The sequence below is a fragment of the Streptococcus sp. Z556 genome, assembly GCF_053010225.1.
Genome location: NZ_JBRKNU010000001.1, coordinates 319,628 through 342,804, shown reverse-complemented (window position 1 = coordinate 342,804; position 23,177 = coordinate 319,628). Strand labels below are relative to the sequence as shown.

At 42.5% G+C, this 23,177-nt stretch carries 25 protein-coding genes, 1 tRNA gene and 1 other RNA gene; 6 read left to right on the top strand and 21 right to left on the bottom strand.

Annotation, left to right across the window (positions count from 1 at the left end; translation table 11 throughout):
* Nucleotides 1-8: 8 nt before the first annotated feature.
* From ACVC7S_RS01640 to ACVC7S_RS01625, 4 genes are all read right to left on the bottom strand, one after another.
* Nucleotides 9-749 carry an esterase family protein gene (locus ACVC7S_RS01640; RefSeq protein ID WP_447265942.1) on the bottom strand — a complete coding sequence of 247 codons (741 nt, stop codon included), beginning with the start codon at nt 747-749 and terminating at the stop codon, nt 9-11.
* A 20-nt stretch (nt 750-769) separates the two neighbouring features.
* Nucleotides 770-1,594, bottom strand: coding sequence for an alpha/beta hydrolase (locus ACVC7S_RS01635; protein ID WP_447265941.1), 825 nt, complete (start codon nt 1,592-1,594; stop codon nt 770-772).
* Nucleotides 1,595-1,730: 136 nt separating this feature from the next.
* Nucleotides 1,731-2,945 carry a tRNA uracil 4-sulfurtransferase ThiI gene (gene thiI, locus ACVC7S_RS01630; protein WP_001200094.1) on the bottom strand — a complete coding sequence of 405 codons (1,215 nt, stop codon included), beginning with the start codon at nt 2,943-2,945 and terminating at the stop codon, nt 1,731-1,733.
* A gap of 8 nt (nt 2,946-2,953) precedes the next feature.
* Nucleotides 2,954-4,096 (bottom strand): cysteine desulfurase family protein, encoded by a 1,143-nt coding sequence (locus ACVC7S_RS01625; protein ID WP_447265940.1) that lies wholly within the window; start codon nt 4,094-4,096, stop codon nt 2,954-2,956.
* 137 nt (nt 4,097-4,233) lie between these two features.
* Here ACVC7S_RS01625 and ACVC7S_RS01620 point away from each other — a divergent pair, with 137 nt between their 5' ends.
* A complete protein-coding gene (locus ACVC7S_RS01620; protein WP_447265939.1) occupies nt 4,234-4,662 on the top strand; it encodes a DUF6556 family protein in 429 nt (142 codons plus the stop codon).
* Between the two features lie 43 nt (nt 4,663-4,705).
* Here the strand turns inward: ACVC7S_RS01620 and ACVC7S_RS01615 are convergent, their stop codons facing one another.
* From ACVC7S_RS01615 to ACVC7S_RS01600, 4 genes are all read right to left on the bottom strand, one after another.
* A complete protein-coding gene (locus ACVC7S_RS01615) occupies nt 4,706-7,012 on the bottom strand; it encodes a DNA translocase FtsK (protein WP_447265938.1) in 2,307 nt (768 codons plus the stop codon).
* Nucleotides 7,013-7,098: 86 nt separating this feature from the next.
* Complete coding sequence (locus tag ACVC7S_RS01610; RefSeq protein ID WP_096407729.1) at nt 7,099-9,051, bottom strand: PTS fructose transporter subunit IIABC; 1,953 nt, start codon at nt 9,049-9,051, stop codon at nt 7,099-7,101.
* Nucleotides 9,048-9,959, bottom strand: a complete 912-nt coding sequence (gene pfkB / locus ACVC7S_RS01605) for a 1-phosphofructokinase (protein ID WP_096407731.1) — start codon at nt 9,957-9,959, stop codon at nt 9,048-9,050. Before pfkB ends, ACVC7S_RS01610 begins: the two co-directional genes overlap by 4 nt.
* On the bottom strand, nt 9,956-10,696 hold the full coding sequence (locus ACVC7S_RS01600; protein ID WP_447265937.1) for a DeoR/GlpR family DNA-binding transcription regulator: 741 nt from the start codon (nt 10,694-10,696) through the stop codon (nt 9,956-9,958). Before ACVC7S_RS01600 ends, pfkB begins: the two co-directional genes overlap by 4 nt.
* A gap of 161 nt (nt 10,697-10,857) precedes the next feature.
* Here ACVC7S_RS01600 and ACVC7S_RS01595 point away from each other — a divergent pair.
* A tRNA-Ser gene (locus tag ACVC7S_RS01595) sits at nt 10,858-10,945 on the top strand.
* A 274-nt stretch (nt 10,946-11,219) separates the two neighbouring features.
* On the opposite strand, the gene ssrA is transcribed toward ACVC7S_RS01595, so the two are convergent.
* The 4 genes from ssrA to ACVC7S_RS01575 form a co-directional block, all read right to left on the bottom strand.
* Nucleotides 11,220-11,567: a transfer-messenger RNA gene (gene ssrA / locus ACVC7S_RS01590) on the bottom strand.
* Between the two features lie 58 nt (nt 11,568-11,625).
* A complete protein-coding gene (locus tag ACVC7S_RS01585; RefSeq protein WP_447265936.1) occupies nt 11,626-12,261 on the bottom strand; it encodes an SGNH/GDSL hydrolase family protein in 636 nt (211 codons plus the stop codon).
* 1 nt (nt 12,262) lies between these two features.
* Nucleotides 12,263-13,090 (bottom strand): HAD family hydrolase, encoded by an 828-nt coding sequence (locus ACVC7S_RS01580; RefSeq protein ID WP_447265935.1) that lies wholly within the window; start codon nt 13,088-13,090, stop codon nt 12,263-12,265.
* Between the two features lie 23 nt (nt 13,091-13,113).
* Nucleotides 13,114-14,433: a CapA family protein gene (locus tag ACVC7S_RS01575; RefSeq protein WP_447265934.1), complete on the bottom strand. Its 1,320-nt coding sequence runs from the start codon at nt 14,431-14,433 to the stop codon at nt 13,114-13,116.
* A gap of 155 nt (nt 14,434-14,588) precedes the next feature.
* Between ACVC7S_RS01575 and def the strand changes: the two genes are divergently transcribed.
* Complete coding sequence (gene def / locus ACVC7S_RS01570; protein WP_447265933.1) at nt 14,589-15,200, top strand: peptide deformylase; 612 nt, start codon at nt 14,589-14,591, stop codon at nt 15,198-15,200.
* Between the two features lie 44 nt (nt 15,201-15,244).
* Nucleotides 15,245-15,973 (top strand): 23S rRNA (guanosine(2251)-2'-O)-methyltransferase RlmB, encoded by a 729-nt coding sequence (rlmB, locus tag ACVC7S_RS01565; protein WP_447265932.1) that lies wholly within the window; start codon nt 15,245-15,247, stop codon nt 15,971-15,973.
* 33 nt (nt 15,974-16,006) lie between these two features.
* Here the strand turns inward: rlmB and trxB are convergent, their stop codons facing one another.
* The 7 genes from trxB to ACVC7S_RS01530 form a co-directional block, all read right to left on the bottom strand.
* A complete protein-coding gene (gene trxB, locus ACVC7S_RS01560) occupies nt 16,007-16,918 on the bottom strand; it encodes a thioredoxin-disulfide reductase (protein ID WP_447265931.1) in 912 nt (303 codons plus the stop codon).
* Between the two features lie 65 nt (nt 16,919-16,983).
* On the bottom strand, nt 16,984-17,208 hold the full coding sequence (locus ACVC7S_RS01555) for a DUF4059 family protein (RefSeq protein ID WP_000926604.1): 225 nt from the start codon (nt 17,206-17,208) through the stop codon (nt 16,984-16,986).
* Nucleotides 17,209-17,286: 78 nt separating this feature from the next.
* Entirely contained in the window at nt 17,287-18,030 is a 744-nt protein-coding gene (locus ACVC7S_RS01550; RefSeq protein ID WP_447265930.1) for an amino acid ABC transporter ATP-binding protein, read from the bottom strand.
* Nucleotides 18,030-18,830 (bottom strand): amino acid ABC transporter permease, encoded by an 801-nt coding sequence (locus tag ACVC7S_RS01545; protein WP_049537241.1) that lies wholly within the window; start codon nt 18,828-18,830, stop codon nt 18,030-18,032. Before ACVC7S_RS01545 ends, ACVC7S_RS01550 begins: the two co-directional genes overlap by 1 nt.
* Nucleotides 18,831-18,986: 156 nt before the next feature.
* Nucleotides 18,987-19,343 (bottom strand): arsenate reductase family protein, encoded by a 357-nt coding sequence (locus ACVC7S_RS01540; protein WP_061408860.1) that lies wholly within the window; start codon nt 19,341-19,343, stop codon nt 18,987-18,989.
* 12 nt (nt 19,344-19,355) lie between these two features.
* The gene (locus ACVC7S_RS01535) at nt 19,356-19,871 is read right to left on the bottom strand and encodes a methylated-DNA--[protein]-cysteine S-methyltransferase (protein ID WP_061408858.1); all 516 of its coding nucleotides are present in this window, start codon (nt 19,869-19,871) and stop codon (nt 19,356-19,358) included.
* Nucleotides 19,868-20,362: an N-acetyltransferase family protein gene (locus ACVC7S_RS01530; protein ID WP_447265929.1), complete on the bottom strand. Its 495-nt coding sequence runs from the start codon at nt 20,360-20,362 to the stop codon at nt 19,868-19,870. Before ACVC7S_RS01530 ends, ACVC7S_RS01535 begins: the two co-directional genes overlap by 4 nt.
* Nucleotides 20,363-20,496: 134 nt before the next feature.
* On the opposite strand from ACVC7S_RS01530, the gene ACVC7S_RS01525 reads away from it, so the two are divergent.
* Together ACVC7S_RS01525 and trhA are read left to right on the top strand one after the other, a co-directional pair.
* Nucleotides 20,497-20,943 carry a DUF1836 domain-containing protein gene (locus ACVC7S_RS01525; protein WP_061408850.1) on the top strand — a complete coding sequence of 149 codons (447 nt, stop codon included), beginning with the start codon at nt 20,497-20,499 and terminating at the stop codon, nt 20,941-20,943.
* Nucleotides 20,940-21,587 (top strand): PAQR family membrane homeostasis protein TrhA, encoded by a 648-nt coding sequence (trhA, locus tag ACVC7S_RS01520; protein ID WP_001097971.1) that lies wholly within the window; start codon nt 20,940-20,942, stop codon nt 21,585-21,587. The genes ACVC7S_RS01525 and trhA overlap by 4 nt, the downstream gene beginning before the upstream one ends.
* 19 nt (nt 21,588-21,606) lie before the next feature.
* Here the strand turns inward: trhA and pdxT are convergent, their stop codons facing one another.
* Both pdxT and pdxS read right to left on the bottom strand, forming a co-directional pair.
* A complete protein-coding gene (gene pdxT / locus ACVC7S_RS01515; protein ID WP_447265928.1) occupies nt 21,607-22,188 on the bottom strand; it encodes a pyridoxal 5'-phosphate synthase glutaminase subunit PdxT in 582 nt (193 codons plus the stop codon).
* On the bottom strand, nt 22,189-23,064 hold the full coding sequence (gene pdxS, locus ACVC7S_RS01510; RefSeq protein WP_447265927.1) for a pyridoxal 5'-phosphate synthase lyase subunit PdxS: 876 nt from the start codon (nt 23,062-23,064) through the stop codon (nt 22,189-22,191). It abuts the gene before it with no gap.
* Nucleotides 23,065-23,177: the final 113 nt, after the last annotated feature.

The following is a 23,177-nucleotide window of genomic DNA, read 5'->3' as shown; positions in this document are numbered from 1 at the left end:
AACTCCTTTTATAGATACAGGTGTCCAAGAAAATAGGGCATTTGTTTACGCCACCATTCCCAGTCGTGGGCGACATCGTGTCCCCATTCAGCAAACCAGGCTGGAATTTGTTTCTGGTCAAAGGCTTCTTTGAGGTTGTAGAAAGATGGCAGACCATCTTGTTCCCAGGCACCGAGACCCGTACAGACGACGATTTCTGCCTGACGGTAACGATCGATAAACCAGCCGTCGTTTTGATTCCAGATATAATCTACTGGCGAGTTTTGGTAAATAGCATCGTCATTGTAGTAATCACCGACAAAGAAACGTGCGTCATAAACACCACTGAGGGCAATCACCTTGGTAAAGACATCTGGATGCTGGAGGAAGAAATTGAGTGCATGGTAAGCCCCCATCGAGCAACCTGTTGTCATCATGCCATCAAACCAACCTGTCTTGTGCTTGATAAAAGGAATGGCCTCCTCAATCACATAGCGTTCGTAGGCACGGTGCATCTCTGCTTGGTCATGACCATTTTTCCAAGTAGCCAACCAGCTCTCGCTGTCCACACTGGATAGGGTAAAGAACTGGACACGCCCCTCCTCGATAAAGGAAGCGCAGGCATCAATCATGCCAAAATCATAGTATTCATTGTGACTGCCACCAGATGAAGCAAAAACCACAACTGGAATCCCAGCGTATCCATAACGGTTGAGGTACATTTCACGGTTGAGGTGACCACTCCAGTGGCTGAGATTTTCAATATGCATTGGCTTTCTCCTTTCCTAACTTACCATTTCTCAGCAAAAAATCGAAGACAGTCTGGTAAATTTTCCGACCAAGGGATTTCACTATGGATGGCACCAGACTGAACTTTCAAAACAAGATTATCCAAGTGTATTCCACCTGCAATCAAATCATGATAATAACGAAGCGACGAGTCGATATAGGCTTGCTTGATATTGCCAGCCATCAAGGTCTTATCCGTATCGTCTGCTTCTTCTGTCCCTACATAGATGAAAATGCGCTGTTCAGGCGTCAATTTCTTGCGCTCGATATAGCGGTTAAAGGCTTCTTGGTGAAGCCAGTTGGCAGATGAGAAGACACCTAGACAACCAATTCGGTCTTGGTACTCTAGTCCGATAAACTGGGTAATATTGCCTCCTAGTGACGAACCAATCATAGCCGTATGCTGGCGATCAGCTTTGGTACGATAGGTTTCATCGATAAAAGGCTTGACCACTTCCATGATAAACTCGGCATACTCCACACCCTTACCACCAAACTGCTGGCCTGGGATAGGAGATTCTTGAAATTTCCAAGCCGCATACTCATTCATCCGTCCCATGCCGTCATTATCTATAGCAACGACAATCATGCGACTGATGTCAGGATTTCGTTTAATAGCCGGAATGATCTTCCATGAGTGTCCGATATAAGACTCCTTGCTGTAAAAGACATTTTGCCCATCATGAAAGTAAACAACAGGGTAAAAACGGTCTGTGTCTTTCTCGTAGTCCTTTGGCAGAAGCACACGCACACGACGCTCTTTTCCAGTATAAGGAACCTTGAGTTTGTGTTCTTTCATTTTTAAGTAAAAGTAGGAATGATTCATTGTCAGAAAACTCTCTATATTCAAAATTTTATCTCATTATACCATAAAAATAGAAAAAAAGTCAGTAATTGTCCATTTTAAGGATAAATAACTAACTTTTTTCATTTAATATTCTAAATTCTTCTGGATTTTCTGATTAGAGTAGATTATCAATTAACTCATCGACAGCGTCTTTTTCAGCTTGAGGTGTGATCTTAGTGATCATAATACCTGCCACTGCTCGCTCAACCAAACCTTCAACATCCATCCGTTTTTCATACTGCTCAGCATTCTCTATCTTAGGATTGGTCTTAGGACGGTCAGGCGCAAAAATAGTACAGCAGTCTTCAAAAGGTTGGATTGAAATTTCAAAGGTATCGATTTCCTGCGCAATATCAATGATTTCCAACTTGTCCATAGTAACCACAGGACGAATGATTGGAGTGCTAGTCACAGCGTTGATAGTCTGCATGCTTTCCAAGGTCTGGCTGGCTACTTGACCAAGACTTTCCCCATTGATGATAACTAATCCATTTCTTACCTCACGAATACGGTCGGTAATGCGCATCATAAAACGACGGGTCAAGGTCATGAGGTAGGCTTCTGGCGCCTTAGCCTTGATTTCTTCTTGAATCTCAGTGAAAGGCACTTCGATAAATTGGATATTGCCACCAAACTTGGTCAATTTTCGAGTCAAATCGTGGGCTTTTTTAAGGGCACCAGGACTAGTATATGGTGGGCTGGCAAAGTGAACGGCTTCAATATCAACCCCACGTTTGAGAGCTAGATAACCTGCCACAGGTGAATCAATTCCACCTGACAACATGAGCATGCCTTTACCAGAACTTCCCACAGGTAATCCTCCTGCTCCACGAAAGGTTTCATAGGATAGGTAGGCAGCCTCCTCACGAATCTCAACCTGAAGATTAATATCTGGATTTTTCATCTGAGCTTGCACGTTTGGAATAGCTTCGAAAACAGCACCGCCAAGAGTTTGATTGAGTTCACGACTATCCAATTCGAAGTTGTGGTCGCTACGCTTGCTAGTGATTTTAAAGGTCATCCCTTCCTTGTAGATTTCCTTCATAATCTCTTGGACAGCAGATTTCAGAACTTCCACAGACTTTTCAACCTTATACACAGGAGAAAAGTTTTGAATCCCAAATACTTGTTTGAGAGATTCTGCTACTGCTGTATAATCAGCTCCATTGAGGTAAGCATGGGCACGGTCGCGGTCTGCTGTTACCTTAACTTGAGGATAGATGGACAAAACGTCCGAAATATTATTACGAAGTTTATTGATGAAACGCATACGATTTTTGTGCTTGGTTGACAATTCTCCATAGCGAATCATAATTTCTGAATACTGCATAAATGCTCCTATCTTACTTTTCTAGTTTGATTGTAAATTAATTTTAGCTTGGTCAAGAACTGCTCGACCTGACTCATATCATTTTCTAGGTCTAGGCTGATACGTACTGCTGACTGGGCCTTATCCTTGTCTACTCCCATGGCAATCAAAGTACCTGCAGGTTTCCCAGCCTTAGATGAACAAGCAGAGGTGGTGGAAATGAAAATATCATAGTCCTCAAAGGCGTGAACGATGACTTCTCCACGAACCCCCTTAATCCCAAAAGTCAGGATATGAGGGGCAAAATCTTCCTCACCTGAAAAGACGAAAATATCTGGATAGTCCAGAAGGGCTTGGCGAATGACTGTCTTTATCTGCCCAGTCTTACTAGCAAAGATAGCTAACTTTTCCATAGACAAACGAAGAGCCTTGGCTGTCGCTGCAATTCCAGCAACATTTTCAGTTGTCGAACGATAGTCCCCCTCTTGACCACCACCAGTCAACAGAGGCGTAATCTTCTTGCCAGACTTGATATAGACAAAGCCAACACCTCGGACGCCATGAAACTTATGACTTGAGAAGGTCGCAAAATCCACTCGATCAGTTAGATACTTTTCAGTTGGAATCTTAGCAAGAGCTTGGACAGCATCCACATGGAAGGAAATAGTTGGTTTATCAGCTAAAAGTTCTGAGATAGCCTCAATAGGCTGGATAGAGCCGATTTCATTGTTAACTGCCATAATAGAAACGAGGGTCGTATCAGGTCGAATCAAACTTGCTAGAACCCTAACATCTACAAATCCTTTCTCATCAACTGGGGCAATATCCACCTCAAAACCTTGACTTTTCAGCCAGAGTGCTGACTCCTTGACTGCTGGATGCTCAATAGCTGATACGATGATGTGCTTGCCAAACTGGGCTTTTTCAAAGGCTACACCCTTGATAACCCAGTTATCCCCTTCTGTTCCACCAGAGGTAAAGAAGATTTCATCACTTTTCTTCCCAATCAAATCTGCAATTTGCTGCCGGGAAGCATCTAAAATTCGTGTTGCCTGGTCTCCCAAACGATGGAGACTGGATGGATTTCCGACAATTTTTGAAGCGACCTGCATGTAGGTTTCAAGTGCTTCAGGATAAGGCTTAGTTGTCGCCGAATTATCAAAGTAGATCATGTTTTCTCACGCTTTCTAAAATCACTCCTTCTATTGTATCACGAAAAGAGACCTGCGACAAGAAAGGGAATCTTCTCTTTTTTTAAGATTTTTTTAAAGAAATGAGGTATAATAAATCATAATCAAAGGAGAGTATCATGTCTAATTATCGTAGAACTTCTAATAAATCAAAAACTGAACACATTAAAAAAGGATTTACTGTCTTTCAAAAAACGATTGCTACCATCGGTAGTATCCTTGGTCTGATTACCGCTACTATCACCATCATGAACGCCATGGATAATAACAAAAACAACAAAAAAGTACCGACGACAACCCAAACAACTGTTGTCAAGGAAATTCAAAAGGAATCCCCTCAGGAAAATACTACACCTAACAAGGACAACACTTCTACTAAAGAAAATACCCCACAAGAAGAAACTTCTCAATCCAACAAGAAAGAGGAGAAAAAAGAAGAACAGAAAACAACAACTCAGGACTCTTCTACACCCGCTACAAATAAAGAAACAAGCGATAACGGTACACAGTCAAATACGACAAATACAGAAACTAAAACGAACCAGTAATCACTAAAATAGCTTCCTTCCATATTTGGAAAGAAGCTATTTTTTATTGTTGCAATACTTTTCGTGGTTTGGTTCCCTCAGCTGGACCGATGACACCTGCCATTTCGAGTTCTTCCATCAGGCGGGTCGCACGGTTAAATCCAACCGACAAACGACGCTGAATCATAGAAGCACTAGCTTTCTGGGTTTCGATAACCAAAGCCTTAGCTTCCTCAAAAAGCGGGTCGCCACCAGCTTCACCGTCAGAGAAATCCCCCTCATTATCTGGGACGTCTCCTGGATCAAAGCTATCATCGTAGTCCGCATCCGCCTGAGCCTTGATGAAGTTTACGATGCGTTCAACATCATCATCTGAGATGAAGGATCCTTGTAGACGGACCGGGTGATTTTCATCAATTGGTTTAAAGAGCATATCTCCTCGACCGAGCAGTTTTTCTGCTCCATTTTCATCCAAGATGGTTCGTGAATCTGTACCTGATGAAACTGCGAATGCCACACGAGATGGGACATTGGCCTTGATAAGACCAGAGATAACATCAACCGATGGACGTTGCGTTGCGAGAATCATGTGAATCCCTGCAGCACGTGCCTTCTGTCCGAGACGGATGATAGCATCTTCCACTTCCTTGCTGGCCACCATCATAAGGTCAGCCAACTCGTCCACAATGACAACAATCAAAGGAAGCGGCACTTGTTTGTACTCAGATTGTCTATTGAATTCTTCAACCTTGGCATTGTAGCCAGCGATATTTCGCACACCAACCTTAGCGAAGAGTTCGTAACGGTTTTCCATCTCATCCACAACCTTTTGCAGAGCCTTGCTGGCCTTGCGTGGATTGGTCACAACTGGAATCAAGAGGTGAGGAATGTCATTGTAAACCGATAACTCAACCATCTTTGGATCCACCATCATAAACTTGACCTGGTCGGGTCTTGCTTTCATGAGAATGCTAGCGATAATACCGTTAACTGCGACTGACTTCCCTGATCCCGTCGAACCTGCAACCAGTAGGTGGGGCATCTTGGAAAGGTCAAAGGTGCGAGCAGTTCCATTGACCGCCTTCCCTAGAGGAATTTCGAGGAGATTTTCTGGTTTAGTCTGAGACTGTTCCCAGAGTTCACGGAAGGAAACGGTCGCAATTTCAGAGTTAGGTACTTCAATTCCGACTAAGGATTTACCAGGAATAGGAGCCTCAATCCGAACATCCTTGGCTGCCAGAGCCAGCGCTAAGTCGTCTGCCAGATTGGAAATGCGGTTAACCCGTACACCGACTGCTGGTTTGACTTCATACTTGGTTACTGAAGGTCCAATTTCAGCCCGTTCTACCGTCACCTTGATTCCAAAGCTGGCAAAGGTTTCTTCTAGGATTTTGATATTTTCTCGAACAATTTTCTTTTCCTTGGACTGGTCTTTGGGTTTATCTGGCGCAAAGAGTTGCAAGCTTGGCAGTTTGTATTCAAGGGCTTCTTTGGCCGAAAAATCAACCTGCACCTCTTCATCCTCAAAGTCTTCTTCCACATCTGGAACTTCAAATTCAGCTTGAGGAAGGATAATCTCCGGTTCACTCCATTCTTTTTCAGGAATTGGGGGGAGATCGTAACTTGGTTCTTCTGATAAGATTTCTCCAGTTTCAGGATCTACAGGAGGAAGCAGTATCGCATCCTGTTCTTCTTGTTCTCTCTGAATTCTTGCTGCTTCTTCAGCTTCTTGACGAGCCTTCTCTTCTTCTCTCTTGATGAAGCGTTCCTGTTTTCTCTGTTCCTGTTTTTCCATGAAGGATCTGAACTGAGCTCCAATAAAGGCTGCGACATCATAAATAGACCAGGGACTAACCAAGAGTGCCCCAACTAGAATCAAGAGAACTCCAATAAAGTACGATCCGATATTGGAGAAAAGAAAGGATATGGGGATATAGAGTCCAACACCAAGCAGGCCTCCACCGGCGAAGCTAGTCACCCGCATACCAGTCAGGTCCGTCATAACTTGAGACAAGGTCCCTTTTAGAACTGACTGCTCCAAGCCAAATTTCCAGACAAGATAAGCCTCAAAAATTAAGAGTAAGCCAGCGAAGATACAAAGAAATCCTGACAGAAGTCCCTCTTGCTTACGTATCCATTTAAATAGAAAGAGGTAAATGAGGAGGGCACCAATGGCCACATAGGCCAAACTTCCGACCACCAGTCGAATGAGATTATAAAGGGTGATACCCGCCGCACCAAGCTTGAGGGCTGCAATAATCAATAATAAGGCAATCCCTAAGGAAATCAACATCCTCTGAATAGCTTGTTTTCTTTCGAGTTCTGCTTTAGACGGTCTCCGTCTTGTTTTTGTAGTATTCTTGTTTGCCATTCTTCTATTATACCATATTTCACAGCCATTTCGAATAGAGAAAAAGATTGCACCAAATGGTAACAATCTTTCTATTCTAATACTTTTTATGCTTGTGGTTTGCGTAGGGAACCATAAACCACACCACTTACAATTGCACCAACCAAAACAAAGGCAAGATAAAGAAGAGCATTTGAAGTTAGAGCAATGACGAAGATTCCTCCGTGTGGTGCCATGAGTTTGATACCTGCAAGACCAACGAGTCCTCCTGCTACTGCTGAACCAAGGATAAAGCTTGGGATCGCACGAGCTGGGTCAGCTGCACCAAATGGAATTGCTCCCTCAGTGATAAATGACAAGCCCATGATGATGTTTGTCAAACCAGAGTTACGTTCTTCTTTGGTAAATTTATCTTTGAAAAGAAGGGTTGCGACAAAGATAGCAAGTGGTGGCACCATTCCTCCCGCCATAACTGCTGCCATAGCTACAGAACCACCTGAAGAAACAGTCGCTGCAAGCGTACCTGTACCAAAGACATAGGCTGCTTTATTGACAGGTCCACCCATATCGACAGCCATCATACCACCAAGAACGATACCAAGAAGGACAGCTGATCCTCCTCCAAGACCGCCTAGGAAGTCATTCATAGCAGTGTTGATTGCTGCCATCGGGATGTTAACAGCCAACATAACAAATCCTGTCAAGATTGTTCCAAGAAGTGGCAAGAGAAGGATTGATTTAGCACCTTCAAGTGAACGAGGAACCTTAACGTATTTCTTGATAGCAAGAACCAAAGCACCTGCGATAAATCCACCAACAAGGGCACCGAGGAAACCAGATGAGACACCTACAAGAGTTGAAGTTGCTTCACCACCTGCGGCATAAGGGATTTTTCCAAAGGCAAAACCTTCTTTGGCAATTGCACCAGCCACAAAACCAGCTACCAAACCTGGTTTTTCAGCGATAGAATAAGCAACATAACCTGCAAAGACTGGAAGCATCAAGCCGAAGGCCGCGCCACCAATTTTCATGAACATAGAAGCCAATTCATGGTAGGAACCAAGATTTCCAAGGCTATCTTGTGGCACACCAAAAGCTCCGTCAATCAAGAAAGCAAGGGCAATCATGATACCACCACCTATAACGAATGGCAACATTTGAGACACACCACTCATCAAGTGTTTGTAGAAAGCACCACCGATACTTTGTTTTTCATTGCTTGCTGTTGCAGCTTTTGCTCCATTGGCAGCACGATAAACTTCAGCATCTCCTGAAAGAGCCAAGTTGATCAACTTTTCCGTCTTACGGATACCATCAGCAACCGGACGATTGATTAATGGTTTGCCATCGAAACGATCCATTTCAACGGCCTTATCTGCTGCGATGATAACTGCTTTAGCCTTACGGATATCTTCTGCAGTTAGTTGATTTCCAACACCGCTGGCACCGTTGGTTTCAACCTTTATCCCAACACCCATTTCAGCAGCCACTTTTTGAAGAGCTTCTTGGGCCATGTAAGTATGAGCAATCCCTGTCGTACAAGCTGTAACAGCTACGATAAAGTCGCCAGAGTCATTGGCAGGTGCTTGGATAGGCTCCTCAGCTTTTTCTGAAGCTTGGTCAAAAAGTTCGATAACTTGATCAGCTGATGTTACTTGACGAAGTTTGTCAGCAAATCCGTCTTTCATCAAGTATTGAGACAATTCTGCCAAGGCTGCCAAGTGAGTGTCATTGGCACCTTCTGGAGCTGCAATCATAAAGAAGAGGTCTGTTGGTTGCCCATCCAAGCTCTCATAGTCAACACCCTTGTTTGACTTAGCAAAGAGAACGGTTGCTTCTTTGACAGCAGAGTTTTTGCTGTGTGGCATAGCGATTCCGTCACCCAAACCAGTGGAAGTTAGAGCTTCACGCGCTAAGATTCCTTCTTTAAAGGTTTCAAAATCTGTCACATAACCGTGATCTACCAAACTTTTAATCATTTCTTCAATGACAGCTGTTTTTTCAGTTGCCTGCAAATCCAGCAACATAACATCTTTTCTCAATAAATCTTGAATTTTCATCTTTTTTCTACCTCAACTTTTTCATAAGTTTCTTTAATAAATGCTGCAGTTGCTAAATCATCTGAAAATGTAGTTGCTGTTCCACAAGCCACTCCCCATTTGAAGGCTTCTACTGCGTCTTTTGATTTGACAAACTCACCCGTAAATCCAGCAACCATCGAGTCACCAGCTCCAACTGAGTTTTTCACGGTTCCTTTAATCGGTTTAGCAAAGTAGGTTCCCGCTGATGTTACCAGAAGGGCACCATCACCAGCCATTGAGATAATAACGTTTTGAGCACCTTTAGCCAATAACTCTCGGGCATGTTTCTCTATCTCATCTAAACTTTCGAGCTTCACTCCAAAGATAGCACCAAGTTCATGATTGTTTGGTTTGACTAAAAGTGGTTGATAATCCAAACTATCAATCAAGGTCTGACCTTCAAAGTCACAAACCACTTGCGCACCAGTCTGGCGTGTCAAGGCAATCAAATCCTTATAGATAACATTGCCTAGGTTCTTAGCACTCGAACCTGCAAACACCACCGTATCATCTGCTGTCAGACTAGACAAAATAGCTTTCAATTCTTCTAACTGAGCTGGCTCAACATTAGGACCAGTCCCGTTGATTTCTGTTTCTTGGTCTGCTTTAATCTTGACATTGATTCGAGTATCTTCTGCTACTTGGACAAAACGTGTCTCGATTTCTTCCTCTGTAAGGGTATCTGTGATAAATTTACCAGTGAAGCCTCCAATAAATCCGGTCGCTGTATTGGGAATACCCAAGCGCTTCAAAACACGACTAACATTGATTCCTTTCCCACCAGCAAACTTATCATCACTGTCCATTCGATTGACACTACCGACTTCTACGTTGTCTAAGCGAACGATATAGTCAATGGATGGATTGAGCGTGACTGTATAAATCATACTTCTATTACCTCCGTTTTCTCCTTAATAGCCTGCAAGAGCTCATGCCCTTGACTTGTGATAACGATAGCGCGTTTGAGTGGTGCTACCTTGGCAAAGCAAGTTTGTCCAATTTTTGATGAATCCACCAAAACATAGGTCTGTTTGGCATTCTCTAAAATAGCCCGCTTAAAAGCTCCCTCCTCCATGTCAGGAGTCGTATAATAACCATCGTCAACACCATTCATCCCGATAAAGGCACGGTCAAAGTGTAATTGGTTAATCTGGTTAAGAGCAACGCCCCCGATGCTAGCATCTGTCGTCATCTTGACGCTACCTCCAACCATGACAGTTGGAATCTGCTTTTCTACCAGCTGAACTGCATGGTGAATCGAATTGGTCACAACGGTGATCTCCTTATTAACCAATTCCTTGATTAAAAAAGCAGTTGTCGTTCCAGCATCAATAAAGATAACATCCTGTTCCTTGATAAGAGAGGCTGCTTTTTGAGCAAGTAATTTCTTCTCTTGAAGGTTTTTGACAGATTTTTCTTGAATGGTTTCTTCTTCCTGCAAGGAGTGGGGCAATTCTGCTCCACCATGCACACGGCGAAGCTTATTCTCTGCTTCCAACTCATCCAAATCTCTTCGTACTGTCGATTCTGATGTTTCTAATAGACTAACCAATTTTTCTAGGGAAACTACGTGATGTTGATTAAGTTGCTCTAAAATCAGTTGTTTTCTCTCTGTTTTTAACACCAAAACACCTCCTGTTATCGTTTACACTATTCATTCTAACACATTTTCTATCAAAGTCAAGCATTATTTATCATTTTCTTTCAAATTCTATCATTTTTGTCTATTCCAACATTTTTATTGCAAGATAAGTGGCTTTATGGTAGACTATTTGAGTAAGTATTGGAAGATTACTCAAGAGGCTTAAGAGGCCGTGTTGGAAACGCGGTAGGCGTGTAACAGCGTGCGTGGGTTCGAATCCCATGTCTTCCGTAGAAAAACAGAAAAACTGCACTTCGATGCAGTTTTATTTTATTTATCATACTAAAAATGTCTATTTGCAAAGATCTACAACTTAATAAGTGAAAGGACACTACTTTAATCGGAGAACGCTTTGCGGATTATATTGATTTCTAGGATACAGCAAAACGTTGTATCCTTTGTTGTATCCTTTTTTTGAAAAAGAATACTAAACAATAAAAAAGATAAAAATAAAAACGCTGATTTATCAACGTTTTAGAAAGGTTTGCGAAAGAATGCAAAATATAGATGGAGCCGGTGGGAGTCGAACCCACGTCCAAACACCTGCCAACATATTTGTCTACAACCATAGGTTATGTATTGTTTTAACAGTCCCTCGACACATAACTCAAGCCTAGGAACTGCGAGTCTATTAATCTCTTATCAAACCACTAGACAAGGCTTGATCGTATCTCGCTAATCATAAGACCTGTCATTGAACACGAGCAATCCAAATCAGGTCACGCCTGCTGGTTTTTAGGCAGCTAGAGCGTAAGAAGTGTTATTTTTTGCAGTTATATTTAACTGAGCGTTTACGTCGCCACACGGGTTGCAAAATATGCCTCATAATGCCTGTCGAATCCGTAACGACCCCAGGATGTTAGAACTATTATAACCTATCTTCATAAAAAATGCAAAATCAAGCCAATTCTTTAGAAAAGATACGTTTTTAAAATATCTGATAAAGCTTGATAACCAGCTACACTCAGATGGAGACCATCCGTTGTATAGGCTGATTGAAGTTGTCCTTCTGAATCTGTCAAACTATCATAAATTGGTAGAAAATCTACTTGCATATAGGCGGAAGCTAGAGCCTCATAGGCTTGATTCCATTCTCTGATCTTTTCATTGGTACGAATATATACTGTCTGCTTGTATTCTTCTCCTTCATTGACTGGCAGAATAGAAACAAGCTTTATTTGTGACAGCGGATATTCTCGGGCAATCGATTGGATCACACGCTCAAGATTATCCAAGGCTTCATTCATGGGAATATCTTTTCCGATATCGTTTGTCCCAATTAAGAGAACAATTTGATCGACAGCATCACCATAAAGATGGGCATCAAGATTGTCTAGTAGAAGCCCCGTCTGGTAACCTCGGATGCCTCGATTAACAATCGTCTTGGCAGTCCCAAGTAACTCTTGCAAAGGGTAGTATTCTACAATCGAATCGCCGATAAAAATCATATCTGGTTCTAAAAGAGAAATCTGATTGAGTTCACGATACTTGGTTTGAATCTTTGTCTGCTCTTTTAGAAGCCAATTTTCTAATAACTGTACTGCCACCTTATCCCTCTTTCTCTAACCAATTTTCTAGAACCTGATAAACGCCTCCTTGGCTGTTAGCTGGAGCTAGGGCAGTTGCAACTGCCTTGGCCTCATCATCAGCATTTTCCATAGCATAGGCAATTCCAGCCATCTCCAACATCTCAACATCATTTTCGCTATCACCAAAAGCCATGATTTGTTCCGATGTCAAATCCCAGCGCTTGAGTAATTCTTCCAATCCCCAAGCCTTGTGAACCCCAGCTTGCAGGATATCGATACAGCCATAACCGCTAGAAACAGCCCTTACATGACCATCAAAGAGATCATTGATTTCCTGCAAAACTGCACTAGAACGTTCCTCTCCAACGACCATGCTCATCTTTAGTACTCCTCCAAAGAGGTCTGAGTTTAGTTCATCCACAAAATTGGTCCTTTGGTAAAGTTTTTCAATCATCTCTGGAGTCATAAATTTTTCCAGATCTGTAAAAACCGTTCCTTCCTTGACAAAACTCCCATTCATACTGGTGACGACGAACTGATCTCGACACTCCCTCCCTTTAAAATGAAGGAGAGCCTTGTCAACCATAGCATCATCCCAGGTCTGAGCCTGAAGTAATGTATCATACTCAAATATCCGCGCACCGTTAGCAACAACAAGGACTACTCGACTCGCTAAGTGTTCTAATAATTGCCTCATCCGATGGACTTCATTTCCCGTTGCAATAACAAAACGGATACCTCGTTCATCTAATTGGTCTAAAATCTTTTCTAAACGTGGCAAGTCCAGTTGCCCTCTTGGATCCAGCAAGGTCCCATCCATATCTGTTGCAATCAATTTAATCGTCATCTCGTCTCCTTTAGGGCGAGTGCTTACCACTTCAACCCTACATGTTCATTCATTTCTTTATAGGCTGTGTCAATTCGTTCCTTGGTCGCCTCATCCAACTTGTCACGGTGACTGCCCCCCTCGATGAAGTCCTCTAGGATATAGGTCTGATAGAGGAAGAGCGGATAGCCTTCTGGGGAGTAAGTACCTTTGGGTGTTCGATTAACCCAAGTAGGATGCGCTTTGGCGGTTTCAATCCTTGTCTTTCCATCTTTTTTCTTAATGGTCACATCCATAAGAACACCGCGCTCTGTCCACTTGGCATTTCCCTCGTCTTGCATTGTTTCAATGCGCTGGTTTGAAAGGAAATTCCCCATGGAATAGATAATCAGTTTTTTGTCACCATCTTTTTCAACTGTTTCGGCAGGTTCAACGACGTGCGGATGCCCTCCAAAGATAATATCGGCTCCCCAGTCCACCATCTTGTGGTAGAGTGTCTTTTGTTCTTCCGTTGGTTCCAACTGGTACTCAATTCCCATCTGAGGCATAACAACAGTGATATCCGCTTCTTTCTCTGCACGCTCGATTTCCGCCTTCATCTTTTCTTCGTCTAAGTCAGAAAGATAGCGATTATAGTCCTCTTGGGAAATAGATTGTTCAATGCCATTAAAGCCATAGGAATAAGCCAGGAGAGCTACCTTGATACCATTGACTTCCTTGATGACTATAGGAGCTTGGTCTCGGGATTCATGTGTGTAGACTCCGATGGGTGTCATTCCAGCCTTTTCAATAGCTTGAGCCGTTGAAACCACTCCCTCAATTTGAGAATCCAAAATATGATTATGAGCCAAGTCTAGAACTTGGTAGCCTGCATCCTTGATCGCATCCATGACTTCCCCTGGTGCATTAAAGAGAGGATAACCTGCCAAGTAGTGGTCCTTGTTCACCGTTCCTTCAAAGTCACCAATCACCAAATCCGCTTGTTTGAGCCAGGGTTTTACATACTCAAAATTTTCATGGAAATCATAGGTTCCATCTTCTTTAAGAGCTGTTCGGTAGATGGGGATATGATAAAGAAGGTCACCGTTTGCCATGATACGGGCTGTCTTTTCGTCAGAATCATTTTCCTTGGACTGACCAGATGTACTTGTAGAATCAAGAGTTTGACTACTAGGACTCGTTCCCTTGTTGCCTTGTACTGCTCGAACTAATAAGTTCCCCCCCATGGACACGGCAACTGCAAGCAGTAACACAATAATAAACTGAGCATTGGTCCAGGATTTATAATTCCGAAAGAACCCAATACTTCTCTCCAACAATCCATCAATAGGTCCATGAGACCGTCTATTTTGTCGCTTTTCCATCTGCATTCTCCCTTGCTTTCTTATGCAAGTCTTTTCTTTTATTATACCACAGACAAAAGAGGAATACCGTTTATTATATTATTTTTTAGTAACTTCTGCGACTTTCTTTCTCGCCTATTTTGTGTTATCATGTAGAGGTAATGAAAGGAGAGAAAATGTCTGCTATAGAACGTATTACAAAAGCTGCTCATTTGATTGATATGAAAGATATTATCCGTGAGGGAAACCCTACTCTACGTGCGGTTGCTGAGGAAGTGACCTTTCCATTGAGTGATCAAGATATCATCCTTGGCGAAAAAATGATGCAATTCCTCAAGCATTCTCAGGATCCTGTTATGGCTGAGAAAATGGGACTCCGTGGTGGTGTTGGCCTTGCTGCTCCTCAGTTAGATATCTCAAAACGCATTATCGCTGTTTTAGTGCCAAATATTGTGGAAGAAGGTGAAACTCCAGAGGAAGCCTACGATTTGCAAGCCATTATGTACAATCCGAAAATTGTATCCCACTCTGTTCAGGATGCTGCCCTTGGCGAAGGAGAAGGTTGCCTATCTGTTGACCGTAACGTGCCAGGCTATGTTGTCCGCCATGCCCGCGTCACTGTTGATTACTTTGACAAAGACGGCGAAAAACACCGTATCAAGCTCAAAGGTTACAACTCCATCGTTGTCCAACATGAAATTGATCATATAAATGGAATCATGTTCTACGATCGTATCAATGAAAAAGATCCATTTGCTGTTAAAGATGGTTTACTGATTCTGGAATAAAGAAAATCCCGTTGCAAGACGGGGTTTTGTGTTATAATAGAGGCATGAAAACAAATGATATTGTCTATGGCGTCCATGCCGTTACTGAAGCCCTCCTTGCAAACACTGGAAACAAACTCTACCTCCAAGAAGATCTTCGAGGTAAGAATGTTGAGAAAGTCAAGAAACTGGCTGCTGTGAAAAAAGTCTCCATCTCTTGGACCTCAAAAAAATCCCTCTCTGAAATGACCGAAGGTGCTGTCCATCAAGGATTTGTCCTTCGAGTTTCCGAATTTGCCTATAGCGAGCTAGATCACATTCTTGCCAAAACGCGTCAAGAAGAAAATCCTTTGCTATTGATTCTGGACGGGTTAACTGATCCTCACAACTTAGGTTCTATCTTGAGAACTGCTGACGCGACTAATGTTTCAGGAGTCATTATCCCCAAACACCGCGCTGTCGGTGTAACTCCTGTTGTTGCCAAAACGGCTACTGGGGCTATTGAGCACGTACCGATTGCGCGAGTGACCAACCTCAGTCAAACTTTGGATAAACTCAAGGATGAAGGTTTCTGGACCTTCGGAACAGATATGAACGGTACCCCTTGCCACAAGTGGAATACAAAAGGAAAAATCGCCCTCATCATTGGAAATGAAGGAAAAGGCATCTCTAGCAACATCAAAAAACAGGTTGATGAGATGATTACCATTCCCATGAATGGACATGTTCAAAGTCTTAATGCCAGTGTTGCTGCAGCCATTCTCATGTACGAAGTTTTCCGAAATCGACTTTAAAAAAGTTTCCAATCAATCTGATTGGAAACTTTTTTAACTATGTTCAGTAATAAATTTGTAGGCTTCTTGACCAGCGATAGCCCCATCTCCAACTGCTGTTGTTACTTGGCGAAGATCTTTCTGGCGAACATCTCCAACCGCAAAGATGCCATCAACGCTAGTTTTCATGTGGTTATCTGTTACAATCCACCCCGCCTGGTCTTGGATATTCAAATCCTTAACAAAATCACTAACAGGGTCCAGTCCAACATAGATAAAGACACCTCCAAAGGCTTGCTCTGTCACTTGACCCGTTTTTACATTTTCAAATACAACTGACTCTACTCTGTTTTCACCCTTGATTTCCTTAACTACAGAGTCCCAGATAAAGTTGACTTTTTCATTTGCAAAGGCACGGTCTTGCAAAACCTTTTGAGCACGAAGTTCATCTCGACGGTGAACAATGGTAACAGTCTTGGCAAAACGAGTCAAGAAAAGGGCCTCTTCTACCGCTGAATCTCCACCACCAACTACGAGCAACTCTTGATCACGGAAGAAAGCTCCATCACAGACAGCACAATAAGAAACGCCTCGGCTATTTAGTTCTTCTTCTCCGGGAACTCCCAAGAGACGGTGTTTTGACCCAGTTGCCACGATGACAGTACGGGTTTCATAAACTTGGTCATCAGTGATTACCTTCTTAAAGTCACCCTTGTCTTCAATATTTTCAACGTAGCCATAAAGGTGTTCTACTCCAAGGTTTTCAAGAGGTTCAAACATTTTTTCAGCCAATTCAGGTCCACTGATGTTGGCATAACCTGGATAGTTTTCGATATCAGATGTGTTATTCATTTGCCCGCCTGGCAGACCACCTTCAATCAAAGCCACTTTCAGATTGCTTCGAGCTGCATATAAGGCAGCTGTCATTCCCGCAGGTCCAGCACCGATAATAATCGTATCGTACATTTCGATTCCTTCTTTCTTGTTGTAACTATCTTTATTCTAACTGTTTGAAGTTTATTTAGCAAGCATTATGCTCTAAAAACTAAAATGAGACTCATGACGGCAAAGGATAATACTGGAATCACCAAAACCCCTATCATAATCATATCATAGAGATGGGCTTGACGGGCCTTGGCTGTCTTGTCCACACCAGACATAGCTCGCAATCCAATCCAAATCCCTAAAGAAATCACGACGAGAATGGTCGTTAAGATCAAACTCTCGAAATATAAAGAAAATAGTTGCAGCAGCATGATCTCTCTCGTTTCTATCTTTTTTAAAGAGTAAACTCAGCTAGTCCAACTAACTGAGTTTTCCTTTTTACTATTATATCAAATATAAGTCCGTTTGTAACTAGCGAAGAATTCTTTTGTCCGTTCTTCTTTCGGCTGATTGATGATTTCATCCGGTGTGCCTGACTCGATGATTTTCCCTTTATCTAGGAACAAAATCTTATCTGCCACTTGGGCTACAAAAGACATATCGTGACTAACCAAGATCATGGTCTGACCAGACTTAGCGGCATCTGCAATAGATTTTTCCACTTCTCCGACCAATTCTGGATCAAGAGCTGATGTTGGTTCGTCCAAGAGCAAAACGTCTGGTTTCATAGCGAGAGCACGCGCTAGGGCAACCCGTTGCTTTTGCCCACCTGACAAATGGCGAGGGTAATGTTGCTCCTTATCAGAAAGACCGACCTTAGCCAACTCTTCCTTGGCGATTTTGGTTGCTTCATCATCTGATAATTTCTTAACAACGACCAAGCCTTCCTTGACATTGTCAAGGGCTGTTCGGCGTTCAAATAAGTTGAACTGTTGGAAAACCATGGACAACTTGCGACGAAGGGTCAAAATCTCCTCTTGGCTAATCTGAGAAAAATCAACTGTAAAATCGTCAATCTGGATGGATCCGCTATCTGGTGTCTCAAGATAGTTAAGGCTACGCAAGAAAGTTGATTTCCCTGCTCCAGATGAACCAATCAAGGCTACTACTTCTCCCTTTTGGATATCCAAGTCCAGATGATCCAAGACAGTCTGACCTGAAAAGGATTTGCTTAAATTCGAAATCTTAATCATTAACGTAAGTCTCCTTTCACATCTGTAGTTACTGTATCCGGCGCTGAAATTTGCATTTTCTTCTCGATAAAACGACCGAGGCTTTCAATTCCGATATTGACTACCCAGTAAACAAGGGCTACAGAGATGAATCGCTCAAAGTAACGATAATCGGCTCCACCCAAAATCTGAGCTTGGGCAAAAACTTCGACAACACCCGCACTAAAGGCTAGAGAAGTTCCCTTGGTCAAACCAATAAGGGAATTGATCAAGGTTGGAGTAGCTACCACCGCTGCATTAGGAATAATGACACGACGATAAACTTGTGCACGGGTCATCCCCAGACTGCGTGCCGCTTCAATCTCACCAGGATTGACAGAAAGGATGGCTGCACGAATGGTTTCGCTGGCATAAGCTGCCTCATTAAAGGCAAAAGCTACGATAGCAAAGGTTGCTGCTGGAATAGCATTGATATTGAAGCTGGTTCCCCATTGTTGATTGAGGGCTTTCAGAGCAAGTGGAATCCCGTAGTAGGTCAACATAAGCTGAACCAAAATCGGTGTCCCTTTTAAAAAGCTGACAAAAAAGGCTTGTAAGGGATATAAAATCTTAACACGGTTGATCTTAACAATGGCAAAAACCAAGGCTAGCACCAAACCAAAAATCGCACCGCTAAGAGTCAACATGATAGTTGTGGGAAGTTGTTGGACAATTCTTGGAATCCCATCAAAAACCGAACGCAAGCTAAAGAGCTTACCGTCTGGAATCAGCTGCATCAAGCTCTGGTACCAATCTGATGCTAAAAGTGTTGTAACAGTCATAAAAACATCCTCTCCTGATAATGATTCATTCTACCATACTTCTGCTCACAAGCAAATTATTTGCTACGGGTAAAGCAGACTTTGTCTACCTTCTAGTTTATCACACTTTAAAACAGGGAAGCTATATATTTTACCTATCAAGGAGATAGATAAAAACTATTTCAAGCCCAGTTCCCCGTAGGATTTTCTATAGCCGATTTGCTTAACAGCACCATTTTCCACTAAGATTGGGCGTTTTAACAACATGCCATCACTAGCCAGAAGCTTGGCTGCTTCTTGCTTTGACAAGCTTCCCACCTTATCTTTCAGGCCCAGTTCACGATATTTGATCCCACTGGTATTGAAAAATTGTTTCACTTCAAAACCGGAAGTTTCTAACCACTTCAAAATCACTTCTTCACTTGGTGTTTCTTCTACGATGTGGACATCTTGGTATTCCAGTCCAAGTTGATCCAATTCATTTTTTGCTTTCTTACAAGTTGAACATTTTGGGTATTCGATAAATTCTAACATCTTCTTTTCTTTCTATTTTTTACTTTCTTGAAATGGTGCCCCTTCATGTTGCAAGAGCCAGGCTTTCTTTTCGACTCCAGATGCATAGCCTGTCAGACGATTGCCTGACCCCAGCACACGATGACAGGGGACGAGGATGGACCAGGGATTACGCCCCACTGCTCCGCCAATAGCTTGGGCAGAATTCACCTGCAAGTCTTGAGCTATTTGTCCGTAAGTTACTGTTTGACCGTAAGGAATAGCCTGTAAGTAAGCCCAGACTCGCTTTTCAAAATCCGTTCCAATAGGAGCCAAAGGTAAGTCAGATAAATCCTGAACACTGCCTTCGAAATAGGTATCTAAATAGGAAATAACTTGCTCTAATACAGGATGGCTAGCAACTTCTTCTATCGTTTCGTCTCCTAATCCCCTCTCAAAATGAGTTTGGTCCTGAACCCAAATCCCAAACAAATATTGCTCATCAGCAACTAAGGACAAGGTTCCAATTGGCGATAAGTAGAGCATTTTTGAATACTTTTTCTGCGTCATTTTTTTAATTTCTGATAGGCCAAGCGTTCTCCATCAACTGGAACTTTTCCTACATGACTAAATCCAAGTTTTTCAAAGATATGCTGCATGGCCTTGTTTTCTACATGCGTATCTGAACGAAAATCTAGATAATCAAAACCTTCAATCAAGCCTTCTAGGAAAGTCTGAGCAACACCTTGTCCTTGGACATCTGCTGCCACAGCGATACGGTGAAAGACCAGATATTCTGATTCTTCCCCCTGCCAACTTCCTTCATAAATGGCTTCATAGGCTTCCTCTGGGCTCTTGGTCACAGCAGCATAGGCTAACAGTTCTCCCTCTTCCAAGGCCACATAGGCTTGACCAGAGATGATATCATCAATAATGATGTCAGCATTTGGATAGCCATTTTGCCACTGGTCACTACCAGACTTGGCTAAACACTTTTTGGCATCCTCCATCACCTGCATAATCGCATCTACTTCGTTTGGAAAAGCTAAACGAATCTCCATCTTTTCCCCTCATTTCTAACTAGTTTCTCTCATCATAGCATAATTTAAAGCTTTCTACAAGCAGTTGAAACTTGACTTTTGTTTTTTATTATTTTATAATCTAGTTATCGAAACTAGATAAAAAGGAGTTGGAAATGAATTCTAGCTTTTCCTACCCAAAATGGGAAGACATTCCAAACATTGACCTCTATCTGGATCAGGTTTTACTTTATGTCAATCAAGTCTGTGCCCCTATCTCTCCAGATAAAGAAAAGGGCCTGACCGCATCTATGGTCAATAACTATGTCAAACACGGTTACCTGACAAAGCCTGACAAGAAAAAATACCAACGTAAACAGATTGCCCGTTTGATTGCTATCACTACTCTCAAGTCTGTCTTTTCGATCCAAGAAATCGCTCAGACGCTTAATAGTCTACAAACTCAAGCGAGCTCAGACCAGCTCTACGACGCTTTTGTGGACTACATGAACCATGGGATTGATCCAGAAAATCCTATTATCCAAACCAGCTGTCAAACGGTTAAACTCTATCATCAAACTCTAGACTTAATCCTTATCAAAGAAGAGGAGGAAATCCAATGAATACCAGCTTAAAACTCAGTAAAAAACTCAGTTTTGGAGAAGAAATCGCCAATAGTGTGACCCATGCTGTGGGTGCCGTTATCATGCTCATCTTGCTCCCTATTTCATCCACCTATAGTTATGAAGCACATGGATTTTTATCATCTTTTGGTGTTTCTATCTTTGTTATCAGTCTATTTCTCATGTTCCTCTCGTCAACCATTTACCACTCTATGGCCTATGGTTCGACCCATAAATACGTCTTGCGAATCATCGACCATTCTATGATTTATGTGGCTATCGCAGGCTCTTATACGCCAGTCGTATTGACTTTGATGAATAACTGGTTTGGCTATCTGATCATTGCCATTCAGTGGGGAACGACCATCTTTGGCATCCTCTATAAAATCTTTGCTAAAAAGGTCAATGAAAAATTCAGCCTTGCCCTTTACCTGATTATGGGCTGGTTGGTTCTGGCAATCATTCCTGCCATTATCAGTCAAACAACGCCCATCTTTTGGAGTCTCATGGTAACTGGCGGACTCTGTTATACAGTTGGAGCTGGATTTTACGCTAAGAAAAAACCTTATTTCCACATGATCTGGCATCTCTTTATCTTAGCTGCGTCTGCTCTCCAGTACATTGCTATTGTTTATTTCATGTAAAAAAGTTGAGAATCTTTTCTCAACTTTTTTCTTTACACATATTAATAAAATACTGGTGCAAGCTTACATCATCTGTTAACTCTGGATGAAAAGAAGTTACCAGCATATTTTTTTCTTGGGCTGCAACGATTTGGTTGTCTACGGATGCTAGGATTTCCACATCCTCTCCAAGACTGCTGATAATCGGTCCACGGATAAAAGTCATGGGAATCTTGCCAACTCCCTTACATTCTGCCTCTGTATAGAAGCTTCCTAGTTGGCGTCCATAAGCATTGCGCTCAACCACTATATCCATAGTTCCAAGATGACTCTCTTCCTGAGAAGTGATTTCCTTAGCCAGCAAAATCAAGCCCGCGCAAGTCCCAAAAACGGGAAGACCAGAAAGTATGGCTTCTCGGATGGGAATCAGCATCTTCTGGTCACGCAAGAGTTTGCCCATGGTCGTAGACTCACCTCCAGGTAAAATCAAACCAGATAAGTCACTCTGATGCTGTTGAAAATCATCTAAATTTCTGATTTCAACACTATCAACACCTAACTTCTCTAGCACTTTTGCATGTTCTGCAAAGGCGCCTTGCAAGGCTAATATACCGATTTTCATCTATTTTCCTCGCTCAGCCATGAGAATTTGGATTTCATTCTCATTGATACCAACCATGGCTTCCCCTAGATCTTCAGAGATTTGAGCCAGAATTTGAGGATTTTGATAGTTGGTTACGGCTTTAACAATAGCACTTGCTCGTTTAACAGGATCTCCTGACTTGAAAATACCTGATCCAACAAAAACACCTTCTGCTCCCAGTTGCATCATCAAGGCCGCATCTGCTGGCGTTGCAACGCCTCCAGCTGCGAAGTTAACAACCGGCAATTTTCCATGTTCATGGACATACTGAACCAATTCAATAGGGACTTGCAAGTCCTTGGCAGCCACATAGAGCTCGTCTTCACGTAGGTTTTGAATACGGCGAATTTCTTGATTCATCATGCGCATATGACGAACGGCTTGAACGATGTCGCCTGTCCCTGGTTCTCCTTTTGTACGAATCATGGAAGCTCCTTCCGCGATACGACGCAAGGCTTCTCCCAAGTCCTTAGCCCCACAGACAAAAGGAACTTGGAATTCTTTCTTATCCACATGGAAACGGTCGTCAGCTGGAGAAAGCACTTCACTCTCATCGATATAGTCGATCTCAATGGCCTCCAAAATCTGAGCCTCTACAAAATGTCCAATTCTGACCTTGGCCATCACTGGAATGCTCACCGCTTCTTGGATTTCCTTAATCATCTTTGGATCACTCATACGGGAAACCCCACCAACAGCGCGAATATCAGCTGGAATCCGTTCCAAGGCCATAATAGCTGCCGCACCAGCAGCCTCTGCGATACGAGCCTGTTCAGGGTTCTGAACATCCATGATAACACCGCCCTTGAGCATCTGAGCCAAGTTTTTATTTAGTTCATAACGATTTTCAGTCATTTCTTAATCCTCATCATTTGTATTGGTAGCTACCATTTTATTTTATGTCAGATTGGAATGAAGTACAAGATAGAAAAACAACAACTGTCTGGGGACAGAAACAAGAAAAAACT

What these genes read in the sequence shown, in the direction of transcription:
- ACVC7S_RS01640 (WP_447265942.1), bottom strand. Translation starts at nt 749, where the DNA reads ATGCATATTGAAAATCTCAGCCACTGGAGTGGTCACCTCAACCGTGAA.
- ACVC7S_RS01635 (WP_447265941.1), bottom strand. Translation starts at nt 1,594, where the DNA reads ATGAATCATTCCTACTTTTACTTAAAAATGAAAGAACACAAACTCAAG.
- thiI (WP_001200094.1), bottom strand. Translation starts at nt 2,945, where the DNA reads ATGCAGTATTCAGAAATTATGATTCGCTATGGAGAATTGTCAACCAAG.
- ACVC7S_RS01625 (WP_447265940.1), bottom strand. Translation starts at nt 4,096, where the DNA reads ATGATCTACTTTGATAATTCGGCGACAACTAAGCCTTATCCTGAAGCA.
- ACVC7S_RS01620 (WP_447265939.1), top strand. Translation starts at nt 4,234, where the DNA reads ATGTCTAATTATCGTAGAACTTCTAATAAATCAAAAACTGAACACATT.
- ACVC7S_RS01615 (WP_447265938.1), bottom strand. Translation starts at nt 7,012, where the DNA reads ATGGCAAACAAGAATACTACAAAAACAAGACGGAGACCGTCTAAAGCA.
- ACVC7S_RS01610 (WP_096407729.1), bottom strand. Translation starts at nt 9,051, where the DNA reads ATGAAAATTCAAGATTTATTGAGAAAAGATGTTATGTTGCTGGATTTG.
- pfkB (WP_096407731.1), bottom strand. Translation starts at nt 9,959, where the DNA reads ATGATTTATACAGTCACGCTCAATCCATCCATTGACTATATCGTTCGC.
- ACVC7S_RS01580 (WP_447265935.1), bottom strand. Translation starts at nt 13,090, where the DNA reads ATGACGATTAAATTGATTGCAACAGATATGGATGGGACCTTGCTGGAT.
- ACVC7S_RS01575 (WP_447265934.1), bottom strand. Translation starts at nt 14,433, where the DNA reads ATGGAAAAGCGACAAAATAGACGGTCTCATGGACCTATTGATGGATTG.
- def (WP_447265933.1), top strand. Translation starts at nt 14,589, where the DNA reads ATGTCTGCTATAGAACGTATTACAAAAGCTGCTCATTTGATTGATATG.
- rlmB (WP_447265932.1), top strand. Translation starts at nt 15,245, where the DNA reads ATGAAAACAAATGATATTGTCTATGGCGTCCATGCCGTTACTGAAGCC.
- trxB (WP_447265931.1), bottom strand. Translation starts at nt 16,918, where the DNA reads ATGTACGATACGATTATTATCGGTGCTGGACCTGCGGGAATGACAGCT.
- ACVC7S_RS01555 (WP_000926604.1), bottom strand. Translation starts at nt 17,208, where the DNA reads ATGCTGCTGCAACTATTTTCTTTATATTTCGAGAGTTTGATCTTAACG.
- ACVC7S_RS01550 (WP_447265930.1), bottom strand. Translation starts at nt 18,030, where the DNA reads ATGATTAAGATTTCGAATTTAAGCAAATCCTTTTCAGGTCAGACTGTC.
- ACVC7S_RS01545 (WP_049537241.1), bottom strand. Translation starts at nt 18,830, where the DNA reads ATGACTGTTACAACACTTTTAGCATCAGATTGGTACCAGAGCTTGATG.
- ACVC7S_RS01540 (WP_061408860.1), bottom strand. Translation starts at nt 19,343, where the DNA reads ATGTTAGAATTTATCGAATACCCAAAATGTTCAACTTGTAAGAAAGCA.
- ACVC7S_RS01535 (WP_061408858.1), bottom strand. Translation starts at nt 19,871, where the DNA reads ATGACGCAGAAAAAGTATTCAAAAATGCTCTACTTATCGCCAATTGGA.
- ACVC7S_RS01530 (WP_447265929.1), bottom strand. Translation starts at nt 20,362, where the DNA reads ATGGAGATTCGTTTAGCTTTTCCAAACGAAGTAGATGCGATTATGCAG.
- ACVC7S_RS01525 (WP_061408850.1), top strand. Translation starts at nt 20,497, where the DNA reads ATGAATTCTAGCTTTTCCTACCCAAAATGGGAAGACATTCCAAACATT.
- trhA (WP_001097971.1), top strand. Translation starts at nt 20,940, where the DNA reads ATGAATACCAGCTTAAAACTCAGTAAAAAACTCAGTTTTGGAGAAGAA.
- pdxT (WP_447265928.1), bottom strand. Translation starts at nt 22,188, where the DNA reads ATGAAAATCGGTATATTAGCCTTGCAAGGCGCCTTTGCAGAACATGCA.
- pdxS (WP_447265927.1), bottom strand. Translation starts at nt 23,064, where the DNA reads ATGACTGAAAATCGTTATGAACTAAATAAAAACTTGGCTCAGATGCTC.